This is a genomic window from Cupriavidus respiraculi (assembly GCF_914271545.1).
Classification (GTDB): Bacteria; Pseudomonadota; Gammaproteobacteria; order Burkholderiales; family Burkholderiaceae; genus Cupriavidus; species Cupriavidus respiraculi.
Map to the genome: position 1 here is coordinate 1,388,942 of NZ_CAJZAH010000001.1, position 17,637 is coordinate 1,406,578.

Consider the following 17,637-nt stretch of genomic DNA (forward strand, 5'->3'; position numbering starts at 1 on the left):
GCGTCCTAGAAAGGCGAAGCGCCGACGGAGCCGCCTGCGCTTTCGATGGTGATGGCAAAACCGATGCCAAGGAAGGTGCCGCTCTTGTTGGGGTTGAGGATGGCGGTGACGATGCCCACCACCTCGCCGTTCATGTTCACCAGCGGTCCGCCGGAGTTGCCCGGGTTGGCCGCGGCGTCGAACTGGATCAGCTTGTCCAGGTGCTCCTTGTTGTCGGGGGAAATGAACTCGCGGTCCAGCCCGGACACCACGCCGGCGGACACCGACGGACCGATGCCGAACGGAAAGCCCACGGCGACGACTTCGGAGCCCGGCGCCAGTTCGCGGCTCGATCCGAGCGTGGCGGGGGGCAGGTCGTCGGGCATGGACTTGGCCTGAAGGATCGCCAGGTCTTTTTCGGGGAGCGCCTGCAGCACCACGGCCTCGGCGGTGTGGCCATCGTGGAAGCTGATCTCCAGGCGTGCGGCATCGGCGACGACGTGATGGTTTGTGATGATGATGCCGCTTTCGGTGACCACCACGCCGGATCCGATGTGACGGATCTCCGGCTCGCTGGCGGGCGGTTTGACCGTAGCCTGATCGCTCGGCCTGGTGGACGGGGAGGATTCGGGACGCTTCGCCCGGGTGCCGGGCTTGGCCGGCGGCGAGGAGGCAGCTTCCACTGGCTTTGCCGCCGGGAAGCTGCGGATGGCGACGACCGACTGGCGTACCGCCTCGGCGGCCCGCGCGGTGCGCGACGGGAGGCTCTTGGTCTGCAACGTATGCAGCACCGCGGCGTCGATATCCGCCTGCTTGAGCACACGCGGCTTGGGCTGCAGCAGCCAGGCCGACCCGACGCCCGCCGCGAAAACAAGCACGATGGCTACCGAGACGCATCCATAAATCGTCACTCGCTTCATCGCAGCTCCCGTGGTCCGGTCCCGCCTTTAAAAAAACAGTACCATCCTTCTTAACCACGCGCCAAGGAGCAGGGCATGCAGTTTCTCTGGCCGCACATGCTTTGGCTGCTGCTGGCACTTCCCGTGCTCGCGGCCTTGTACCTGTATCTGATCGCGCGGCGCAAGAAAGTTGCCCTTCTGTACGCGAGTCTTGCGTTGCCGCGCGCGGCCCTCGGCCCGGGCCAGCGGCTGCGACGCCACATTCCTCCCGTGCTGTTCTTCCTCGCGCTGGCCGCGGCGCTGCTGGCATGCGCGCGTCCCACCGCCAATGTCACGCTGCCGGCAGATACCGTCACGCTGGTGCTGGCCATGGATGTCTCGCGCAGCATGGAGGCGAGCGACGTGGCGCCGACGCGGATGAGCGCGGCGCAGCAGGCCGCGCGCGAACTGATCGTGGGTCTGCCGGCCAATGTGCAATTGGGCATCGTGTCGTTCGCCGCGACCGCCACCGTGGTCCTTACGCCCACCAGCAACCGCCACGACATGCTCGAGGCGATCGACCGCTTCCAGCTCCAGCGCGGCACCGCCACCGGCAGCGGCCTGATCCAGGCGCTCGCCGTGCTGTTTCCCGACGACGGAATCGACCTCGAAACGATCCTGTTCGAAGGCGCGGCGGCTGCGGCCGGCGCCGGACGGCGCGCCGTGCCGCTGGACGAGGCCACCGCGGCCGATGCGGCCCGCAAGCGCGAGCCGCCGCCCCCGGCCGCGCAGCCCGGCTCCTACCGGCATGGGGCGGTGATCCTGCTCAGCGACGGCCGGCGCACCACCGGGCCCGATCCGGCCGAGGCGGCCCGCATGGCGTCGCAGCGCGGCGTGCGCGTCTATACCGTGGGCTTCGGCTCGCCACATGGCGGGACGTCCGGCGAGCCGGCGCTGTCCTACTACATGCAGCTCGATGAACCTTCGCTGCGCATGGTGGCGACGATGACCGGCGGCGAGTATTTTCAGGCGGGCTCGGCCGCCGACCTGAGCCAGGTCTATCGCCAGCTCAGCGCCCGCTTTGCGCTGGAGCGCAGGGAGACCGAGGTGGGCGCCCTGCTGGCGGCGGCGGCTGTGGTGCTGCTGGTGCTGGCCGGCGCGCTGTCGATGCTGTGGTTCCGCCGCTGACCGCGGCAGCGCCGTAGCTCCCGGCGACCTTTACTGGCTGTCGGCGCGACGCGGCCCCATCAGTTCGATCACCTCCAGACTGCTGAACCCGGCTTCGCGCAACACGGCCTCGGTGTCCGCGCCCAGGGCCGGCGCGGGCCGCCGGATGCCGGTCGGGGTCGCCGCGAAGCGGGCCGTGGGCCGGATCTGCCGGATCGGCCCCACCACGGGATGGCACGATTCCTCGAACAGCGCCACCTCGCGCAGGTGCGGATGCGCCGGGAGGTCGTCCAGGCCGTAGATGGGCGTGGCCGGAATGTCCACCCGCTCGCACAACGCCATCCATTGGGCCGTGGTGCGCTCCGGCGCAAGCTCGCGCAGATGCCCGTACAGCGCCTGGATATTGGCGTTGCGCTCGTGCCGGCTGGCGATGTTGTACCGGTGCGCCAGCTCCGGCTGCCCGGCCTCGGCGAAGAACGCCTGCCAATGGCGTTCGGTATAGGGCAGCAGGCTCATCCACCCGTCGGCCGTGCGCACCGGCTTGCGCCCGCCCTGCAGCAGCCGCGCGTAGCCGGCCTTGCCGGGGTTGGCCGGGAACGTCATGCCGCCCATGTGCTCGGTCAGCACGAAAGCCGCCATCGTCTCCAGCATGGGCACCTCGACGTACTGGCCGCGGCCGTGCCGCTCGCGATGGAACAGCGCGGCCAGCACCGCGTTGGCCACGGCCAGGCCGGTGGTCTTGTCGGCGATCAGGCTCGGCATGTAGTCGGGCTCGTCGCGGTTCACCGAGGCGGCGCCGACGAAGCCGCAGGCCGCCTGGATGATGTCGTCGAACGCCGGCTTGTCGCGATCGGGCCCGTCCTGCCCGAAGCCGGTCGCCGCGCAGTAGACGATGTCCGGTTTGATCGCCGCCACCGCCTCGTAGCCCAGCCCCAGGCGCTCGATCGCGCCCACGCGCATGTTGTGCACGACCACGTCCGCGGTGGCGATCAGCCGGCAGACCGCCTCCAGCCCGGCCGCGGTCTTCAGGTCCAGCACGATGGAGCGCTTGTTGCGGTTCAGGGCGAGAAAGATCGAACTCATGCCCGGGTGGTGCACGACCCCGTTGGCGCGCATCAGGTCGCCTTCCGGCGCCTCGACCTTGATGACGTCGGCGCCGAAGTCGGCGAGCAGCTGCGTCGCCATGGGGCCCAGCACCACCGAGGACAGGTCGATCACGCGCACACCGTGCAAGGGCCCGGTGCCCGCCGGCGCGGCCGGACGGATACCGGCGGCTTCGACGTCCTCGCCATCGCCCTGAGCGGGTCCCATGTGCCGATTGTGGCTTTCCATTCCGGCTCCCTCAGCGGCCAACGAAACGCGGCAGGCGGCGCTCGGCCATCGCGGCCACGCCTTCCTTGAAGTCCTCGGTGGGGAACTGGGTCAGCTGCGCCGCCAGCTCCTGCCGGTTGATGGCCTCGATGCGGTCGGCCAGCCCCTGCCGCAGGGTGGCGCGGGTGCTCTGCACGGCCAGCGGGGCGGACACCGCGATGTCCTGCGCCAGCGCCCAGGCCTGCGCCAGTTCCTCGCCGGGTTCGACGAGCACGTCGGCCAGCCCCAGCTCCACCGCACGCGTGCCGTCGATGCGGCGGCCCGTGTAGAACAGCAGCGCCGCCTGCTGCTCGCCGATCAGGCGCGGCAAGGTCAGGCTCAGGCCAAACCCCGGATGAAAGCCCAGCCGGTTGAAATTGACGCTGAAGCGCGCGTCGCGGCTGGTCACCCGGAAGTCGGCCACCAGCGCGAGGCCGACACCGGCGCCCACGGCCGCGCCATGCACCGCCGCCACGATGGGCTTGCCCGTGCGGAACAGCCGCATCGCGTGCTGGTAGAACGGGCCGGGATCGCGCTGCACCGAGCCGTCCTCGGCGCCGAAGTTGGCGCCCGCGCAGAAGGACTTGCCTTCGGTGGCGAGCACGATGGCGCGGCAGGCGGCATCGCGGTCCAGCGCGTCGAAGGCATCGGCCAGCCGCTCCATGGTCGGCGGATCGACGTAGTTGTGCGGCGGCCGGCGCAGCGTGACCTGGGCCACGTGGCCGTCGGTGCTGACCTGCACCACATCGTTGGAGGCGGGGTGGACGGCTTGGCTGTTCATGGTCGGAAGTCCTTGAGGTGAGCGGTCACGCGGCGCGGCCCACCCGGCGGGCAGACGCGTGCGTGCCGCGATGCGAATAACGGGTTATTTCGATGCCGATATAATCGGCCGCGTGTCCACCGGACCACGACGCCTTGCCCGGCAAGGCATCGGCGTGCGGACCAACGACAGACAAAGGACATCGATGGAGCGAGGAGACAACGCGCCCGACGCGGACAACGCGCAGGCCAGCCGGCGCCTGCCGCTGGCGGACCTGCGCAAGCGGGACCTGAACCTGCTGGTGGTGCTGGCGGCGCTGCTGGAGAGCCAGAGCGTGAGCGATGCCGCCAAGCGCCTGGACAGCACCCAGCCTTCCACCAGCCGCATGCTCGAGCGCCTGCGCGATGAACTGGGCGATCCGCTGCTGATCAAGAGCGCGCTGAAGATGCTGCCCACGCGCCGCGCGCAGGAACTGCGGCCCGTGCTGGAAACGGTGCTGCGGCAGATCGAGGAGATCTACAACCAGGCCGCGCGCTACGACCCCGCGCTGGAAACCGGCTCCTACGCGATCGGCATCAACGACTCGCTGCAGGCGGTGATCGCCCCCGACTTCCTGCTCCGCCTGCGCGACACCGCGCCGCGCGCCCGCGTGCGGATGCAGCCGGTGCCCATGCCCAGCGGCGTGGGCGCGCTGGCCAGCGGCGCCATCGACGTGATGGTGGCCTTCCACCCGGTCGCGCACGAGTCGCTGCGCTCGGAGCCGCTGTTCAACGCGCAGTTCGGGCTGCTGTGCGCGGCGGACCATCCCGACATCGGCGCACGGCCCACGCCGCAGCAGCTCGCCCCGCTGCCCTGCCTCGACATCTCGCAATTCGGCCTGGTGACCCGGCTGATCGACCGCTACTTCGCCGACCACGGCTGCCAGCGCGCCATCGTCGGCACGCTCACCAGCTATCTCGCCGTGGCCGACGCGGTGGCCGGCACCAACCTCTATGCCATGGTGCCCGGCTATCTCGCGCCGCTGCTGTGCCGCCATCCCGGCGTGCGCTTCTGCCCGGTGGAAAGTCCGCTGCTGTCGATGCCCGTGCATCTGTGCTGGCACAACAACGTGCACACGCACCCCTTCGTGTCGGTGCTGCGCACGCTGCTCACACAGTCGGCAGCGCGGCTGGCCGCGTAAGGAACGGGCGTCTCGCACGGGCCTACTCCGCGCGGATGCCGGTGGCCTGCGCCACCTTCCTGAAGCGCGCGGTCTCCGCCTCCTGGAAGCGGCGCATCGCGTCGGGATCGTAGGGCATCAGGCTCGATCCGGCCTTGGCCAGGTAGGCCGCCGACTCCGGCCGCTTGAGGATGGCCTGCATGGTGGAGGCGAGCCTGGCCACGATATCGTCGGGAGTCTGCGCGCGCACATAGAACGACACCCAGCTGTACTGCACGAAGTCGGCATAACCGCTCTCGCGCACCGTCGGCACGTCGGGCAGTTCGGGATGGCGCTGCTCGCCCGATACCGCGAGCGCGCGCAGCTTGCCCTGCCGCAGCAGGGGCAGCGCGCCGCCGGTATCCACCAGCGCCAGATCGAGCTGCTTGCCGAGGATGTCGGTCATGATCTGCGCCTGCCCCTTGTACGGAATATTGTTGAAGCGGATGCCGGCAAGCGTGCCGAACCAGGCCGCGGCGAGCTGGTAGCCGGCCGAATAGGTGCCGATGTTCAGCGCACGGTCCTGCCGCTTTGCCGCGGCGGCGAGATCGCCGACGCTCTTGAGCGGCGAATCGAGCGGTACCAGAAACACGTTCATGTTACGGCTCAATCCCGAGATGGGCCGCAGATCCGTCAGCGGATCGTAGGGCAGGTTCTTCGTGACGATGGGATTGACCGAGATCGGCGAATTGCTGGCGAGCAGGATGGTGTAGCCGTCCGCCGGCGCGCTGTTGACGGCCTGGATGCCGATCACGCCGTTGGCGCCAGGCTTGTTCTCCACGACGACGGGCTGGCCCAGTTCGCGCGCCAGCGCCTCGCCGTAGTAGCGGGCCGAGTTGTCCGAGCCGCTGCCGGGCGTGAACGGCACGACGATGCGCAGGGGGCGCGAAGGGAAGTCCCGCGCGCTTTCGCCGGCGCGGGCGGAGGCTGCGAGGGCGATGCCGGCCGCGGCGATCAGGCCGGCCAGCAGGCGTTGCTTGCGAATCATGTTGTCTCCGGATGAAGGTGGCATGGTCGGCCGTCGTTCAGTCTCCAACGGTGGCGGTCAGATCGGTCCACAGGGCGTCGCCCCCGCGGCGGATCGCGCGGCGGCCGATCTCGCCGGCCCAGTGGGCCTCGCTGCCGTATTCGGCGCGCCACGCCCACAGCCGGCGGGTGGACTGGTGCAGCGAATGCTCGTGCGTGAAGCCGATGGCGCCGTGGACCTGGTGCGCGATCGACGCCGCGCGACCCGCCGCCTGGCCGCAGACGACCTTGGCCACCATCGCCTGCCACGCCCAGTCCGGCTGGCCTGCGCGAGCGCAGGCGGTGGCCACCGCCATCCGCGCCGCCACGGTCTCGTTGGCCAGCACCGCCAGCTGCTGCTGGACCGCCTGGAATTTGCCGATCGGACGCCCGAACTGCGTGCGCTCGTTGGCGTACTGCACGGTCTGGTTCAGCACGTGTTGCAGCACGCCCGCGATGGCGATGGCGCGCATCAGCGCCCCGAGGGTGGCGGCAGGGCCGGGCAGGCCCGCTGGGTCGCCAGGCGCGGCGGCGGTGGCGGGGACCGGCCCGAACGTGAGACGGTCGCGCGGCTCGTTGGCCAGATTGGCGCCGGTCTGCACCGCACCGCCCTCGACGGGAGCCAGCAACCACACCGGCGCGCCGGGCGCGCCCTGGCGGGCCGCCGCGTCGGTGTCGACGGCCCGCACCAGCACATGACCGACATAGCGGCCCCACGGCACGTCGACGGATTCGGCCAACCGCCACGCCCCGCCTTGCAGCGTTGCCGCCGGCGGCCGGGCCAGATCCGCGATGCCGAGGGGACCGGCCGGCATCGGCAGTCCGAGCCGCGCCAGCAGCCACCCCGCGACGGCGGTATCGGCAAACGGGAGCGGTGCGCGCGCCGCGGCCAGCAGCACCGGCAACGCCTCTTCCCAGCTTGCCTGTGCGCCGCCGTCGGCTTCCGCCGCGAACACGCGGGTGAGCCCGCTGTCCTCCACCCGCTCCCACAGCTGGGCCGGCCACATGCCGTTCTCCAGCGCGTCGATGCGGGTCGGTGTGACTTCATTGCCGAAGAGCCGCTCCGCGCTCTCGGCCAGCATGCGTTCCAGTTCGTTCATCGGACCCCCAGCCCCTTGGCGATGATGCCCCGCAGGATTTCGCGCGTGCCGCCACGCAGCGAGAACGACGGCACGACCTGCGTCAGATAGTGATGCGTGGCGACGAACGGCGAGCCGTCGCGCCGCAGTTCGTGGCCGAACAGCTGGTGCGCGACCTCGGGAATGCGCTGCTCGAACAACGCGCCCATGTCCTTGACGTTGGCCGCCGCCACCTGCGGGTTGTCGCCACGGTGGAGCATCGCGGCGATGCCGCGCGACATCTGCCGCAGGTTGCTCAGCTCCGCCACCAGCATGCCGAGTTCGACCGCATGGCGCGCGTCGGCCGCGTCGGCGTGGTCGATCATTTCGGGCAGCAGCGCGTAGCTGCTCAGATAGCGCTCGGGACCGCTGCGCTCGAAGGTCAGCTCCGCGGTGACCTGCGCCCAGCCCTGCCCTTGCGCGCCGATCAGCATGCGCTCGGGCACGAACACGTTCTCGAACACCACTTCGTTGAAGCTGTCCTCGCCCGCCAGGCTGCGGATGGGCCTGACCTGCAGGCCCTCGGATCGCATGTCGATCAGGAACTGCGACAGGCCCTTGTGCTTGTCGTCCGCTGCGCGGTCGGTGCGCACCAGGGCGATCATGTAGTGGGAGCGGTGCGCGTTCGAGGTCCACAGCTTGGTGCCGTTGACTACCCAGCCGCCGTCCACGCGGTCGGCGCGGGTGCGGATCGAGGCGAGGTCCGAGCCCGAGTCCGGCTCGCTCATGCCGATGCAGAAGCGCAGCTCGCCGCGCGCAATGCGAGGCACCACCTCGCGCGCCACCGACGGATCGCCATAGCGCATCAGCAGCGGCCCGCTCTGGCGCTCCGCCACCCAGTGCCCGCCCACCGGCGCACCGGCGGCCAGCAGTTCCTCGAGCACCACGTAGCGCTCGAGCATCGAGCGCTCCTGCCCGCCGTACTCGCGCGGCCATGTCATGCCGATCCAGCCCTGCGCCCCGAGCGCGAGGCTGAATTCGGGATCGTGCCCGCCCCAGCTCTTGGCGCGCTCGCGGCGCGGCCGGTCCGGCATCACGCGGGCAAGGAATGCCCGCACCTCGGCGCGCAGTGGCGCCATCGGCCCGTCAGGCTCGGCGGGCCGGATCGCAATCCTGGCGGCTGTATCCACGCTGTCTCCTGTGCTTGTGTGCTTTTGTGCTTGTGTGCTTGTCTGCAAGGTCACGGGCAGCTTATCGAGCGGGCCCGGCCTCGCCTATGGCACGGCCGGCATATCGGAAATTCGTTGCGGGCAGGCGCGGACGGCGTTCGTCGGCGCATACCGGGGCGCGCATAAACGATATGCCGGACCCAGAATTGCCTCGGCGGCGCGCGGGCCGTTAGGCTGTTCTCCCAGGCAATCGACGGCGGACAAACCGCCGCGCAGGAGACAAAGTGACCACCACGATCGAATCGACAACGCCTGCCTCGCCCAAGCGCCGCCGGCTGATGGCAATGGCGGCCGCCCTGCCGGCGGCGTTCGCGGCGCCGCGGGCATTCGCGCAAGGCGACACGGCCGGCTTTCCGGCGCGCCCGGTGAAGTTCATCGTGCCGTTCCCGCCGGGCAGCGGCACCGACACCAGCGCACGCATCTTCGCCAAGAAGATCGGCGATATCACGGGCCAGCCGGTCACCGTGGAGAACAAGCCGGGCGGCAACGGCTTTATCGGCGTGCAGACCGCGCTCAACGCGCCGGCGGACGGCTACACCGTCTTCATCGGCAGCAATTCCACGCTGTCGACCAACGCGGCCACCTTCCGCAAGCTGCCCTACGATCCGCTGACCGACTTCGCACCGATCAGCCTGCTCACGCGCGGCCCGTGCCTGATCATCGTGCCGCCCAATTCACCGTATCGCTCCGTCGACGATCTGGTGGCCGACGCGAAGAAGCGGCCGGGCGCGCTCAACTACGCCAGCGGCTCGATGTCGTACACGCTGTACTCGGAATGGCTCAACGACATGACGGGCATGCGCACCACCGGCATCAATTACAAGGGCGCCGGCGATGCCATCAATGTGACCCTGTCCGGCACGGTGGACTTCGCGGTGGTCGATGCCAGCGGCGCGATCGAGCTGGTCAGAAGCGGCAAGCTGCGCGCGCTCGCGTTCACGGCGCCGCAGCGCACGCCGCTGCTGCCCGACGTACCGAACGCGACGGAAGCGGGCATCCCGCAGTTCCTCGCCTACAACTGGGTGGCCGCGGCGGTTTCCGCCAGGACGCCGCCGGAGGTGGTCAAGCGCTGGTCCGCGCTGTTCCATCAGGCGGCGGAAACGCAGGAACTGAAGGACTACTACAAGCGGCAGTCGACCACGGTCATCATGTCGAGCCCCGCGGAGATGCGCCAGTACCAGCAGGAGGAAATCCAGCGCTGGAAACAGCTCGCCTCGCGGGCGGGGATTGCGTTGCAGTAGGGTTTGCGTCAGCCGGTCGCTGTTTTGCTCCCCTCCGCGCCAGCGGGAGAGGGGAGAAAACCATCGCGCTTGAAAAGTCTGGGGCCCTTCACCGCCGTTCGCGATCGCTTTGCGCCGGCATCGGGCGCTCGGAAATCATGGGGCCGGTGTCCGAGTCCGCGGTCATGGTGGTATCGGCGGGGGTGTCGCCCGGCCGCGCCGGCCGGCGGTCGGACGGGCGGGCGGCGGCGCCTGCGCCGTTCATCTCTTCGTCGCGTGGACCCAGGGCCGGCACCGGCTGGCCGTCCGGTCCGAGCTTCTCCGAGCCGGGTTTGGTGGTGTTGGGGGTATCGCTCATGGTCGTCTCCGCATCGTTGGCCGCAGGCAGACGAGCAACGGTGCAAGTTCCGTTCCCATCCGTTTCCTTGGTTCCCGCGGCGCGCGAACTGCGGTATAAAGCGCTTCCTCCATGCAGCCGCACCGCGCCCGCCGCCATGTCCGCTCCCACGCTCACCAGCTCGCGACTGATCCTGCGCCCCTGGCGGGAAAGCGACCTGCCCGCCTTCGCGAGCATGAACGCCGACTCGCGCGTGATGCAGTTTTTTCCGGCCACGCTAAGCCGCCAGGACAGCGATGCCTTGGCCGCGCGCATCCGGGCAAGAATGCAGGAGCATCCGTTCGGCTTCTGGGCCGTGGAAATTCCCGGCGTGGCGGACTTCGCCGGCTTCGTCGGGCTGTCGATCCCCGCCTTCGAGGCGCATTTCACGCCGTGCATGGAGATCGGCTGGCGCCTCGCCGCGCCGTTCTGGGGCTGCGGCTATGCGACCGAGGCCGCGACGGCGGCACTGGACCACGCCTTCCATACGCTGAAGGTGCCGGAGGTCGTGGCATTCACGGCTACTTCCAACCTGCCGTCGCGCGCGGTAATGGAACGTCTTGGCATGCTGCACGATGCCGACGAGGACTTCGATCATCCAGCCGTACCGGAGGGGCATGCGCTGCGCCGGCACGTTCTCTATCGAATCAAAAAGCAGGGCTGGCGGCCACGTTGACCGCCGGGTTTGCCCACGGATCTCAGGCGTATTGCGCCACCCCATGCCCCAGGGACCAGTTCTCCCTGGCGACTTCCACCAGGTTGATGAACACGTCCTCCGGCCGGACACCCGGCGCCTCGCCGAGCCGTTCGGCAGTCCGCCGGAACAGCGCCTTCTTCTGTTCGATCGTGCGGGTATTGTTCGCGGTGATCTGGATGAATACGAGCTCGTCGCTGCGCGCGACATCGAGATAGGACGCTCCATAGCGGAAGTTCGCGGCGTCATGTTCCGTCATGACCATGAACTGGTCGTCTTCCGGCACGTTGAACGTCTCGCGCATCGCCTGGTAGATGCCATCGAAGATGGCCTGCCTGTAGGCAGCCGGTTTTCCGGAGCGCAGCGAGATATGTACGAGTGGCATCGTGGTGTTCCTCCTTGTTGACCCGCTTTATCCTAGCTATTCTTCTGCGTTATCCCCATTTATTTCAGTGATAAGGGTTTGATATGGCAGACCGTCCGCTCGACCTCGATGCCGTCAAGGCGTTCGTTCGGATTGCCGAGCTGGGCAGCTTTACGCATGCGGCCAGCGCCATGCGTACGACGCAGGCCGCGATGAGCCTGAAGCTGAAGCGGCTGGAGGACAGGCTGGGCTTCCGGCTGGTGGAGCGCACGCCCCGCTACGTGGAACTGTCCGCGCGCGGCGCGGCGTTTCTCGAGCACGCCCGCGAACTGCTGGAAGCGCACGATCGCGCGCTGTCGGCGTTTGCCGGGGCGCGGCAGCGCCTGACCATCGGCATCAGCGACCATGTCGCGGGGCCGGAGCTTCCCGCGCTGATTGCGCGCATGAATGCGCAAGACCCGGAACTGCTGATCGAGATCCGCATCGGCTCGTCGGGCGACCTGCTGCAAAGCTTCGACCGCCGTGAGCTCGATACGGTGATCGCGCGCCTGCATGTCGGCCGCGGCGACGGGCAGTTGCTGGCGCAGGAGCAGCTTGGCTGGTTCGCCGCGCCCGGCTGGCAGCATCGGCCCGACGAACCGCTGCCGCTAGCCACGCTGGCCGAGCCATGCGGCGTGCGGGCGCTGGCGGGGTCGCTGCTCGACGCGGCGGCTGTGCCGTGGCGGGAAGTGTTCGTCGGCGGCGGCGTGGCGGCGGTCGCCTCGGCCGTCATGGCGGGACTGGGCGTTGCCGCATTGGCGCCCCGGATGCTGCCGTTCGGCGCCGTCGACATGGGATCGAGGCTGGGGCTACCCGAGCTGCCGGCACTGCCGGTGTTGCTGCACACCAGGGTGAAGGATGGCCGTGCCGCCGACGCGCTTGCGGCGCTCGCCGCCGCCTTCCGCAGCGCGATCCGGCACTGACGGACCCGCGATCTCCACGCCATGGCGCAGAGGGGACAAGTCCTCCATTTGTTCCCCGGCCGGCGAGGCCGACCTTGCATTCGCCTGCATATTGGCGCCGCTGCGCATGGGGCATTCCCGCGACCGGCTGCCGAGCTCCTGCCGTGCGGCCACCCTCACCGCCCGCCCGCGGTCACGCATTCAGTGTCGAAGCCCTTGCCTTTGGAATCGTCATCGCGGCGACCCCCGCAACGACACATGCCAGTCCCAGCCACGCAGACTTCGACAGTGATTCCCCAAGGAAGGCAATGCTTATCCCGACGCCAATGGGAACCCTGAGATAGGCCTGGGCCGTGACACCGACCGATCCGAGCGTTTGCACGAGTCGAAAATAGAGGACAAACGCAGCTGCCGTCGAGAAAACCGCCAGTGCGAACAGTGCCATGACCGATTGCCACGAAACATGGAGAGTCCACGGGCGGTCAACGACCAGGCTGAAGGGAACAAGCAGGGTGGCCCCTGCAATCAGCGAACCCGCCGCGGTAGCGGCTGGCGGAATTCCATCGAAGCTGCGTCCATAGATTGCCGCTGCGGCGTAACAGACCGCCGCCGTGACGAGCGCCAACTGCGGCACCAACTGCCGTCCGAGTCCTTCCAACGCGTTGACACCCACCACGAGGCATATACCGGCAAGCCCGAGAATTACGCCTAGCAACTTGAGAGGCGCGATATGTGCACGGCCGGTGATAAACCAGGTTGCGAGAAATGCAAATACGGGCGAAGTCGAGTTGAGGATAGTCGCCAGACTCGCGTCAACCGAACGTTCGGCCCATGCAATAAGCGTGAATGGGAAAACACTGTTCAACAACGCCTGCACCAGCAACCGGCGCCACACCCGGGCGTCGCTCGGCATCGAGAGTCGTTGGACCTTTATCCATAACAGCAGGACCGCGGCGGCAATCACCGTTCTGGCGGCGATCAGCGTAATCGGCGGGATGGTCTCGACGCCGATCTTGATGAGTGTATAAGACGCTCCCCATAGTGTCGATAGGATCAGAAGCAGAACCAGGTCAGGCGCCATGCCCGCCCTGCCCGCGGATGCGGCCTCTATTTTGGACAATTCGTTTTCACCTCGATGGGAGCCACGCGCCTCGTGGCCGGCCTCCGGTGAATTGTGCACGCCGCCTCGGCTGTAATGCTTCAGCCCGAATTGAAATGTGGATTGCTATCGTGGCCAGTGTTTCCGCGCACCGTCGGCGCAGCATGTCGGCTTCGCGGCGACGCCCCGCACGGAACGGCGATGATCCGATTATTTACCCCTTCCCCAAGCGTCTGCCACAATAGCGGCCAATTCATTCGCGGAGAAACCATGAAGGCAGCCCACCACTACAACGCCCGCCAACGCAAGAAGCATCGCGTCGGCGAATTCCAGGAAATGGGCTTCGAGTTTTCCGCCGATCTCGCGGACGCCACGGCGGCCAATACCGACGATCTGCTGGGACGCTTCATCGAGGAAGCCGTAGAGCCCGCCGAACTGGCGGTGGCGGCGGGTATCAACGACGGCGCGCTGCATGGCTTCGCCGTGGCCGGCGGCAAGCGCGGCTCGGTCACCCCTGAGCAGCGCGAGCGCCTGGAGCAATGGCTGCGCAATGCCGGCGCCTTCTCCAACGTGCAGGTCGGCCCGCTGCGCGATGCCTGGCACGGCGCGGACAACGCCTGATCGCCCGGCAGGTCCGTGCCCGGCGCGCCCGCGCCGGGATCACGGACCGTTGTACCGCACCAGCGCCCCGGTCGGTCCGCTCGACCCGCCGAACCACTGCTCCACGCTGGCCTGGTTCTGCTCCACCAGCACCGAATAGTTGTCCTTGAAACTGTTCGGGAAGAAGATGCGGCCGGGACCTCCCACCCGGTTTCCCCGCACCAGGATGCCCGACAGCGCCGCCCCCGGCATGCCCTGCACCGCGAGTCCCCGCTGCACGTTGGCCTTTTCCGTCGCCGCGAGGAAAGCCGGATTGCCATCCTCCATCACCGTATTGTCCAGGCAGTCGATATTGAACGTCGGCAGATAGGTGTTCTTGCCATACGGGCCGTAGGCCGCGATGGCCATGCCGTCGCCCGCGTTCATGTTGTAGTTGTTGTGGATCACGCTGTCGAACACGCCGCCGAAGAACAGCACCGAGTTCAGCGCATGCCCGTGCATGTTGCGAAATTCGTTATGCGCGACGGTGATGTTGGTATAGGCCGTGGTCAGGTTGATCACCGACGTCGAGTCCGGCACCACGTCCCACGGTTTGGCCAGCTCCAGCGCCCGTCCGCGAATCGACTTCAGGAAGCGGTACTGGCCCACGCCCGTGCCGGCGATGATCGAGATCGCGACGTTCTCGGGATTGCTGGTGCCCACCATGTCCCAGTTCGGATCGTGCGCCAGCATGACCAGGCTGGGCGTGCCCGCCGCCACCCGGCCGATATAGGCGCCGCCCCCGCCGTCCGTGGTGAAGAACTGGTTGGTCGGGGCATACGTCATGTTGCGGAACAGGTTGTAGCCCACATAGAGGTTGCGCGTGGCGTTGGCCGTGGTGCCGCTGATCATCGGCCGGCCCGCGCCGATCACCACGCCCTCGTTCAGCCCCTCCGGCGCGCCCAGCACGTTCCGGGTGACGATCACGTTCTGGCTGTTCTGGATCGCGTAGTCGCCCTTGTTCGAGCGGATGCCCGACAGCAGCACGCCGTCGCCGTAGGTGATCAGCACCGATTTGCGCGCGTCGATGGTGCTGTTGACGATGCGCAGGTCCGGGCCGGACAGCTTGACCACTTGCGAATCCTCGGCGCCCTGTGTGTAGTCGGCCGACACGGCGAACGTGACGCGATGGATCAGCACGTGGCCGTGGGTGCGCGGGTCGCTGCCAAGGCTCGTGGCGGCGAGCATCGCATCGCGGTGCGGGGCGCGGATGGTCATCGATGCCACGCCGAAGTACTGGCTGCCCTGCACCCACGCCGGCGGCGTCGCGGCGCCCGACCCCGCCTTGCCGACGAGGGCGGTCGCGTCCTCGCCCTCGCCGACCAGGTACTGGTACGGACGCAGGACGATGGGCCGGGAAATCGCGAACTGGCCGGCCGGCAGCCTGACGATGGTCTTGACGCCATTGCTGCGGTTCCTGTCCAGGCAAGCCTGCAGCGCGCCGGCATTGTCGGTGGTGCCGTCGGTGTTCAGCCCGGTGCAGGTGACCACGTTCGGCGCCGGCGGCGCGGGATGGATCTGTATCCGCACCGGCAGCGCCGATGTCGCGTCCTTCTGCCCGGAACCGATCCACAGATGGTAGGCGCCGGGCGCCAGGTCGGCGGGTACGGCGGCGGTCAGCGCCGTGTCGTCGGCGCTCTCCACGTTCAGTGCATAGCGCTGGTTGCTGGCGGACTGGAGGTAGGCCTCCCTGTTGCCGCCGATGTTCTTGCCGAACACGCGCAGCTTGCCGCCCGCCTCGGCACCGCAGTTGTGCAACTGGTGGCGCGGGGCTTCGAGGCTGTCGTCGGTGGCGGGCGTGCCTACGATCCACTGGATCTCGGGCTGGTTGATCATGCCTTCCACGGCCGGCACGGCCGCATCGGCATCCTCGATGCGGTAGGCCACCGGCCCGTAGCGCACATTGGCCGGAATGGTGAAGGCCAGGCCGGTGGAACTCAGATTCCGGCCCGCCACGGTCAGCGAACTGGCCCGCACCGCCGCCTGCCAGTCGAAGGTGCCCGCCGTCAGGGGGGCCAGCCGCACCGTCTTCGGATTGGTGGTGAAGGCCCCGCTCATCAGCACGGTCTGGCCCGGCCGGTTCTGGCGGGAACTCCAGAAGACCGCGTTCTTCGTGTACACCGGATCGTTCGCCGGCCGCAGGTTATTGACGTCGACGAACACCGCCGACTTGTCCGAGCCGACATCCCCGTTCTTGCCGATCATGGGGTTCGTGCATCCCGGCAGGGTGGCGGCGTTGAGGATCGGTGACTCCGTGGCGGCGGCAGGCGGCTGCCAGCCGGCGAGCCCGATCATGGCCGCGGACAGCCACAGGGCCCGGTATCCGCGACAGCCGCGGCGCCCGCGCCCCTGTTCCAGCCAATTCCGGCAACCGGAGGCGCGCTCGGCGATCCGATGGCGATGTTTCGTTTCGTTCGACGACATGGTTCGATTCTCTGTCCGCGCGAAGCAAGCGCGAAGTTACCGTATCGTCGCGATCCATCCCGCTCTGTGCGCCACCGCACGGAGTTGTCAGGCGGTGTTGCCGTTTCCTGTGCGCCCTGCTGCCTTTCCCTGCCGTCCGCCCCCCTCGCTTCAGTTCAGCCGCCTTCCCGAGGACGCATCGAACAGATGGACGTGCTCCGCACGCGGCGTCAGCACCAGCCGGCCGCCTGGGCGTGCGTCGACCCGGTCGCGGAAGGCCGCGACCAGGTCATGGCCGCCCAGCCGCGCGGCGATCTGCGTCTCGGAGCCGGTCGGCTCCACCACCACCACATCGGCGCCGATGCCGTCCCCGCCGAGCGCGAAATGCTCGGGCCGCACGCCGTACAGCACCTCATGGCCATCGGCCGCCTCGGGGGCGTGCGCCAGCGGCAGCCGCAGCCCGCCCTCGGTGCGCACGCAAGGCCCGCCCTCGCGCTGCACCCGCCCCCGGAAGAAATTCATCGCCGGCGAGCCGATAAAGCCCGCGACGAAGGCGTTGCCCGGCCGGTCGTACAGCGCCAGCGGTGCGCCGGCCTGTTCCACCTCGCCGTCCCTGAGCACCACGATGCGGTCGGCCATGGTCATCGCCTCCACCTGGTCGTGCGTGACATAGAGCGTGGTGGTGCCCAACCGCTGGTGCAGGGCTTTGATCTCCGTGCGCATCTGCACGCGCAGCTTGGCATCGAGATTGGACAGCGGCTCGTCGAACAGGAACGCGTCGGGCTGGCGCACGATGGCCCGCCCCATCGCCACGCGCTGGCGCTGGCCGCCCGAGAGGCGGCGCGGGGTACGGTCGAGCAGCGGCGACAGGCCGAGCGTCTCGGCCACCGCGGCCACGCGCCGCGCGATCTCCGCGCGCGGCACGCCTTGCAGTTTCAGCGCGAAGCCAAGGTTCTGGGCCACCGTCATATGTGGGTACAGCGCATAGTTCTGGAACACCATGGCGACGTTGCGATCGCGCGGCGCCACGTCGTTGATCAGCCGGTCCCCGAGGCGGATCTCGCCGCCGGTGACCGGCTCCAGTCCCGCCACCATGCGCAGCAGCGTGGATTTGCCGCAGCCGGACGGCCCCACCAGCGCAACGAACTCGCCGTCGCGGATATCGATCGAGACGCCATGGATGACTTCGAGGGCACCGTAGTGCTTGCGCAGATTGCGGATGGAGATGGATGCCATGAGCTAGTGGAGTGGGGGAAAGCGAAGATGTGTGGGAACAC

General features: G+C 68.5%; 17 protein-coding genes. 6 read left to right on the plus strand and 11 right to left on the minus strand.

Features of this window, described 5'->3' with window-relative positions:
* Positions 1-5: 5 nt before the first annotated feature.
* On the minus strand, positions 6-899 hold the full coding sequence (locus LDO27_RS06185) for a trypsin-like peptidase domain-containing protein (RefSeq protein WP_224040379.1): 894 nt from the start codon (positions 897-899) through the stop codon (positions 6-8).
* 75 nt (positions 900-974) lie between these two features.
* Here LDO27_RS06185 and LDO27_RS06190 point away from each other — a divergent pair, with 75 nt between their 5' ends.
* Positions 975-2,045 (plus strand): VWA domain-containing protein, encoded by a 1,071-nt coding sequence (locus LDO27_RS06190; RefSeq protein ID WP_224040381.1) that lies wholly within the window; start codon positions 975-977, stop codon positions 2,043-2,045.
* A 30-nt stretch (positions 2,046-2,075) separates the two neighbouring features.
* Here the strand turns inward: LDO27_RS06190 and LDO27_RS06195 are convergent, their stop codons facing one another.
* On the minus strand, positions 2,076-3,335 hold the full coding sequence (locus tag LDO27_RS06195; protein WP_224040382.1) for a CaiB/BaiF CoA transferase family protein: 1,260 nt from the start codon (positions 3,333-3,335) through the stop codon (positions 2,076-2,078).
* A 31-nt stretch (positions 3,336-3,366) separates the two neighbouring features.
* Complete coding sequence (locus LDO27_RS06200) at positions 3,367-4,155, minus strand: enoyl-CoA hydratase/isomerase family protein (protein ID WP_222204585.1); 789 nt, start codon at positions 4,153-4,155, stop codon at positions 3,367-3,369.
* A gap of 184 nt (positions 4,156-4,339) precedes the next feature.
* Here LDO27_RS06200 and LDO27_RS06205 point away from each other — a divergent pair, with 184 nt between their 5' ends.
* Positions 4,340-5,314 (plus strand): LysR family transcriptional regulator, encoded by a 975-nt coding sequence (locus tag LDO27_RS06205; protein ID WP_222204583.1) that lies wholly within the window; start codon positions 4,340-4,342, stop codon positions 5,312-5,314.
* 22 nt (positions 5,315-5,336) lie between these two features.
* Here the strand turns inward: LDO27_RS06205 and LDO27_RS06210 are convergent, their stop codons facing one another.
* From LDO27_RS06210 to LDO27_RS06220, 3 genes are read right to left on the minus strand one after another with little or no spacing between them, the layout of a single operon-like run.
* Complete coding sequence (locus LDO27_RS06210; RefSeq protein WP_224040384.1) at positions 5,337-6,320, minus strand: Bug family tripartite tricarboxylate transporter substrate binding protein; 984 nt, start codon at positions 6,318-6,320, stop codon at positions 5,337-5,339.
* A 37-nt stretch (positions 6,321-6,357) separates the two neighbouring features.
* Positions 6,358-7,437 (minus strand): acyl-CoA dehydrogenase family protein, encoded by a 1,080-nt coding sequence (locus LDO27_RS06215; protein WP_222204579.1) that lies wholly within the window; start codon positions 7,435-7,437, stop codon positions 6,358-6,360.
* A complete protein-coding gene (locus LDO27_RS06220; RefSeq protein WP_377747310.1) occupies positions 7,434-8,534 on the minus strand; it encodes an acyl-CoA dehydrogenase family protein in 1,101 nt (366 codons plus the stop codon). The genes LDO27_RS06215 and LDO27_RS06220 overlap by 4 nt, the downstream gene beginning before the upstream one ends.
* Positions 8,535-8,848: 314 nt before the next feature.
* On the opposite strand from LDO27_RS06220, the gene LDO27_RS06225 reads away from it, so the two are divergent.
* Positions 8,849-9,865 carry a Bug family tripartite tricarboxylate transporter substrate binding protein gene (locus LDO27_RS06225; RefSeq protein WP_224040388.1) on the plus strand — a complete coding sequence of 339 codons (1,017 nt, stop codon included), beginning with the start codon at positions 8,849-8,851 and terminating at the stop codon, positions 9,863-9,865.
* 88 nt (positions 9,866-9,953) lie between these two features.
* Here LDO27_RS06225 and LDO27_RS06230 read toward each other — a convergent pair whose 3' ends face one another.
* A complete protein-coding gene (locus tag LDO27_RS06230; protein WP_224040390.1) occupies positions 9,954-10,202 on the minus strand; it encodes a hypothetical protein in 249 nt (82 codons plus the stop codon).
* Here LDO27_RS06230 and LDO27_RS06235 point away from each other — a divergent pair.
* Positions 10,201-10,896 carry a GNAT family N-acetyltransferase gene (locus LDO27_RS06235; protein ID WP_377747270.1) on the plus strand — a complete coding sequence of 232 codons (696 nt, stop codon included), beginning with the start codon at positions 10,201-10,203 and terminating at the stop codon, positions 10,894-10,896. The genes LDO27_RS06230 and LDO27_RS06235 overlap by 2 nt on opposite strands.
* A 22-nt stretch (positions 10,897-10,918) precedes the next feature.
* Here LDO27_RS06235 and LDO27_RS06240 read toward each other — a convergent pair whose 3' ends face one another.
* A complete protein-coding gene (locus tag LDO27_RS06240) occupies positions 10,919-11,299 on the minus strand; it encodes a tautomerase family protein (RefSeq protein WP_224040393.1) in 381 nt (126 codons plus the stop codon).
* Between the two features lie 83 nt (positions 11,300-11,382).
* Between LDO27_RS06240 and LDO27_RS06245 the strand changes: the two genes are divergently transcribed.
* On the plus strand, positions 11,383-12,240 hold the full coding sequence (locus LDO27_RS06245; protein ID WP_224040395.1) for a LysR family transcriptional regulator: 858 nt from the start codon (positions 11,383-11,385) through the stop codon (positions 12,238-12,240).
* 172 nt (positions 12,241-12,412) lie between these two features.
* Here LDO27_RS06245 and LDO27_RS06250 read toward each other — a convergent pair whose 3' ends face one another.
* Positions 12,413-13,300 (minus strand): DMT family transporter, encoded by an 888-nt coding sequence (locus tag LDO27_RS06250; protein WP_224040397.1) that lies wholly within the window; start codon positions 13,298-13,300, stop codon positions 12,413-12,415.
* Positions 13,301-13,588: 288 nt separating this feature from the next.
* On the opposite strand from LDO27_RS06250, the gene LDO27_RS06255 reads away from it, so the two are divergent.
* Positions 13,589-13,939 (plus strand): YggL 50S ribosome-binding family protein, encoded by a 351-nt coding sequence (locus tag LDO27_RS06255; protein WP_222204566.1) that lies wholly within the window; start codon positions 13,589-13,591, stop codon positions 13,937-13,939.
* Between the two features lie 39 nt (positions 13,940-13,978).
* Here the strand turns inward: LDO27_RS06255 and LDO27_RS06260 are convergent, their stop codons facing one another.
* Positions 13,979-16,162 carry a glycoside hydrolase family 55 protein gene (locus LDO27_RS06260; RefSeq protein ID WP_224040399.1) on the minus strand — a complete coding sequence of 728 codons (2,184 nt, stop codon included), beginning with the start codon at positions 16,160-16,162 and terminating at the stop codon, positions 13,979-13,981.
* Between the two features lie 369 nt (positions 16,163-16,531).
* The gene (locus LDO27_RS06265) at positions 16,532-17,596 is read right to left on the minus strand and encodes an ABC transporter ATP-binding protein (RefSeq protein ID WP_224040400.1); all 1,065 of its coding nucleotides are present in this window, start codon (positions 17,594-17,596) and stop codon (positions 16,532-16,534) included.
* Positions 17,597-17,637 lie beyond the last annotated feature (41 nt).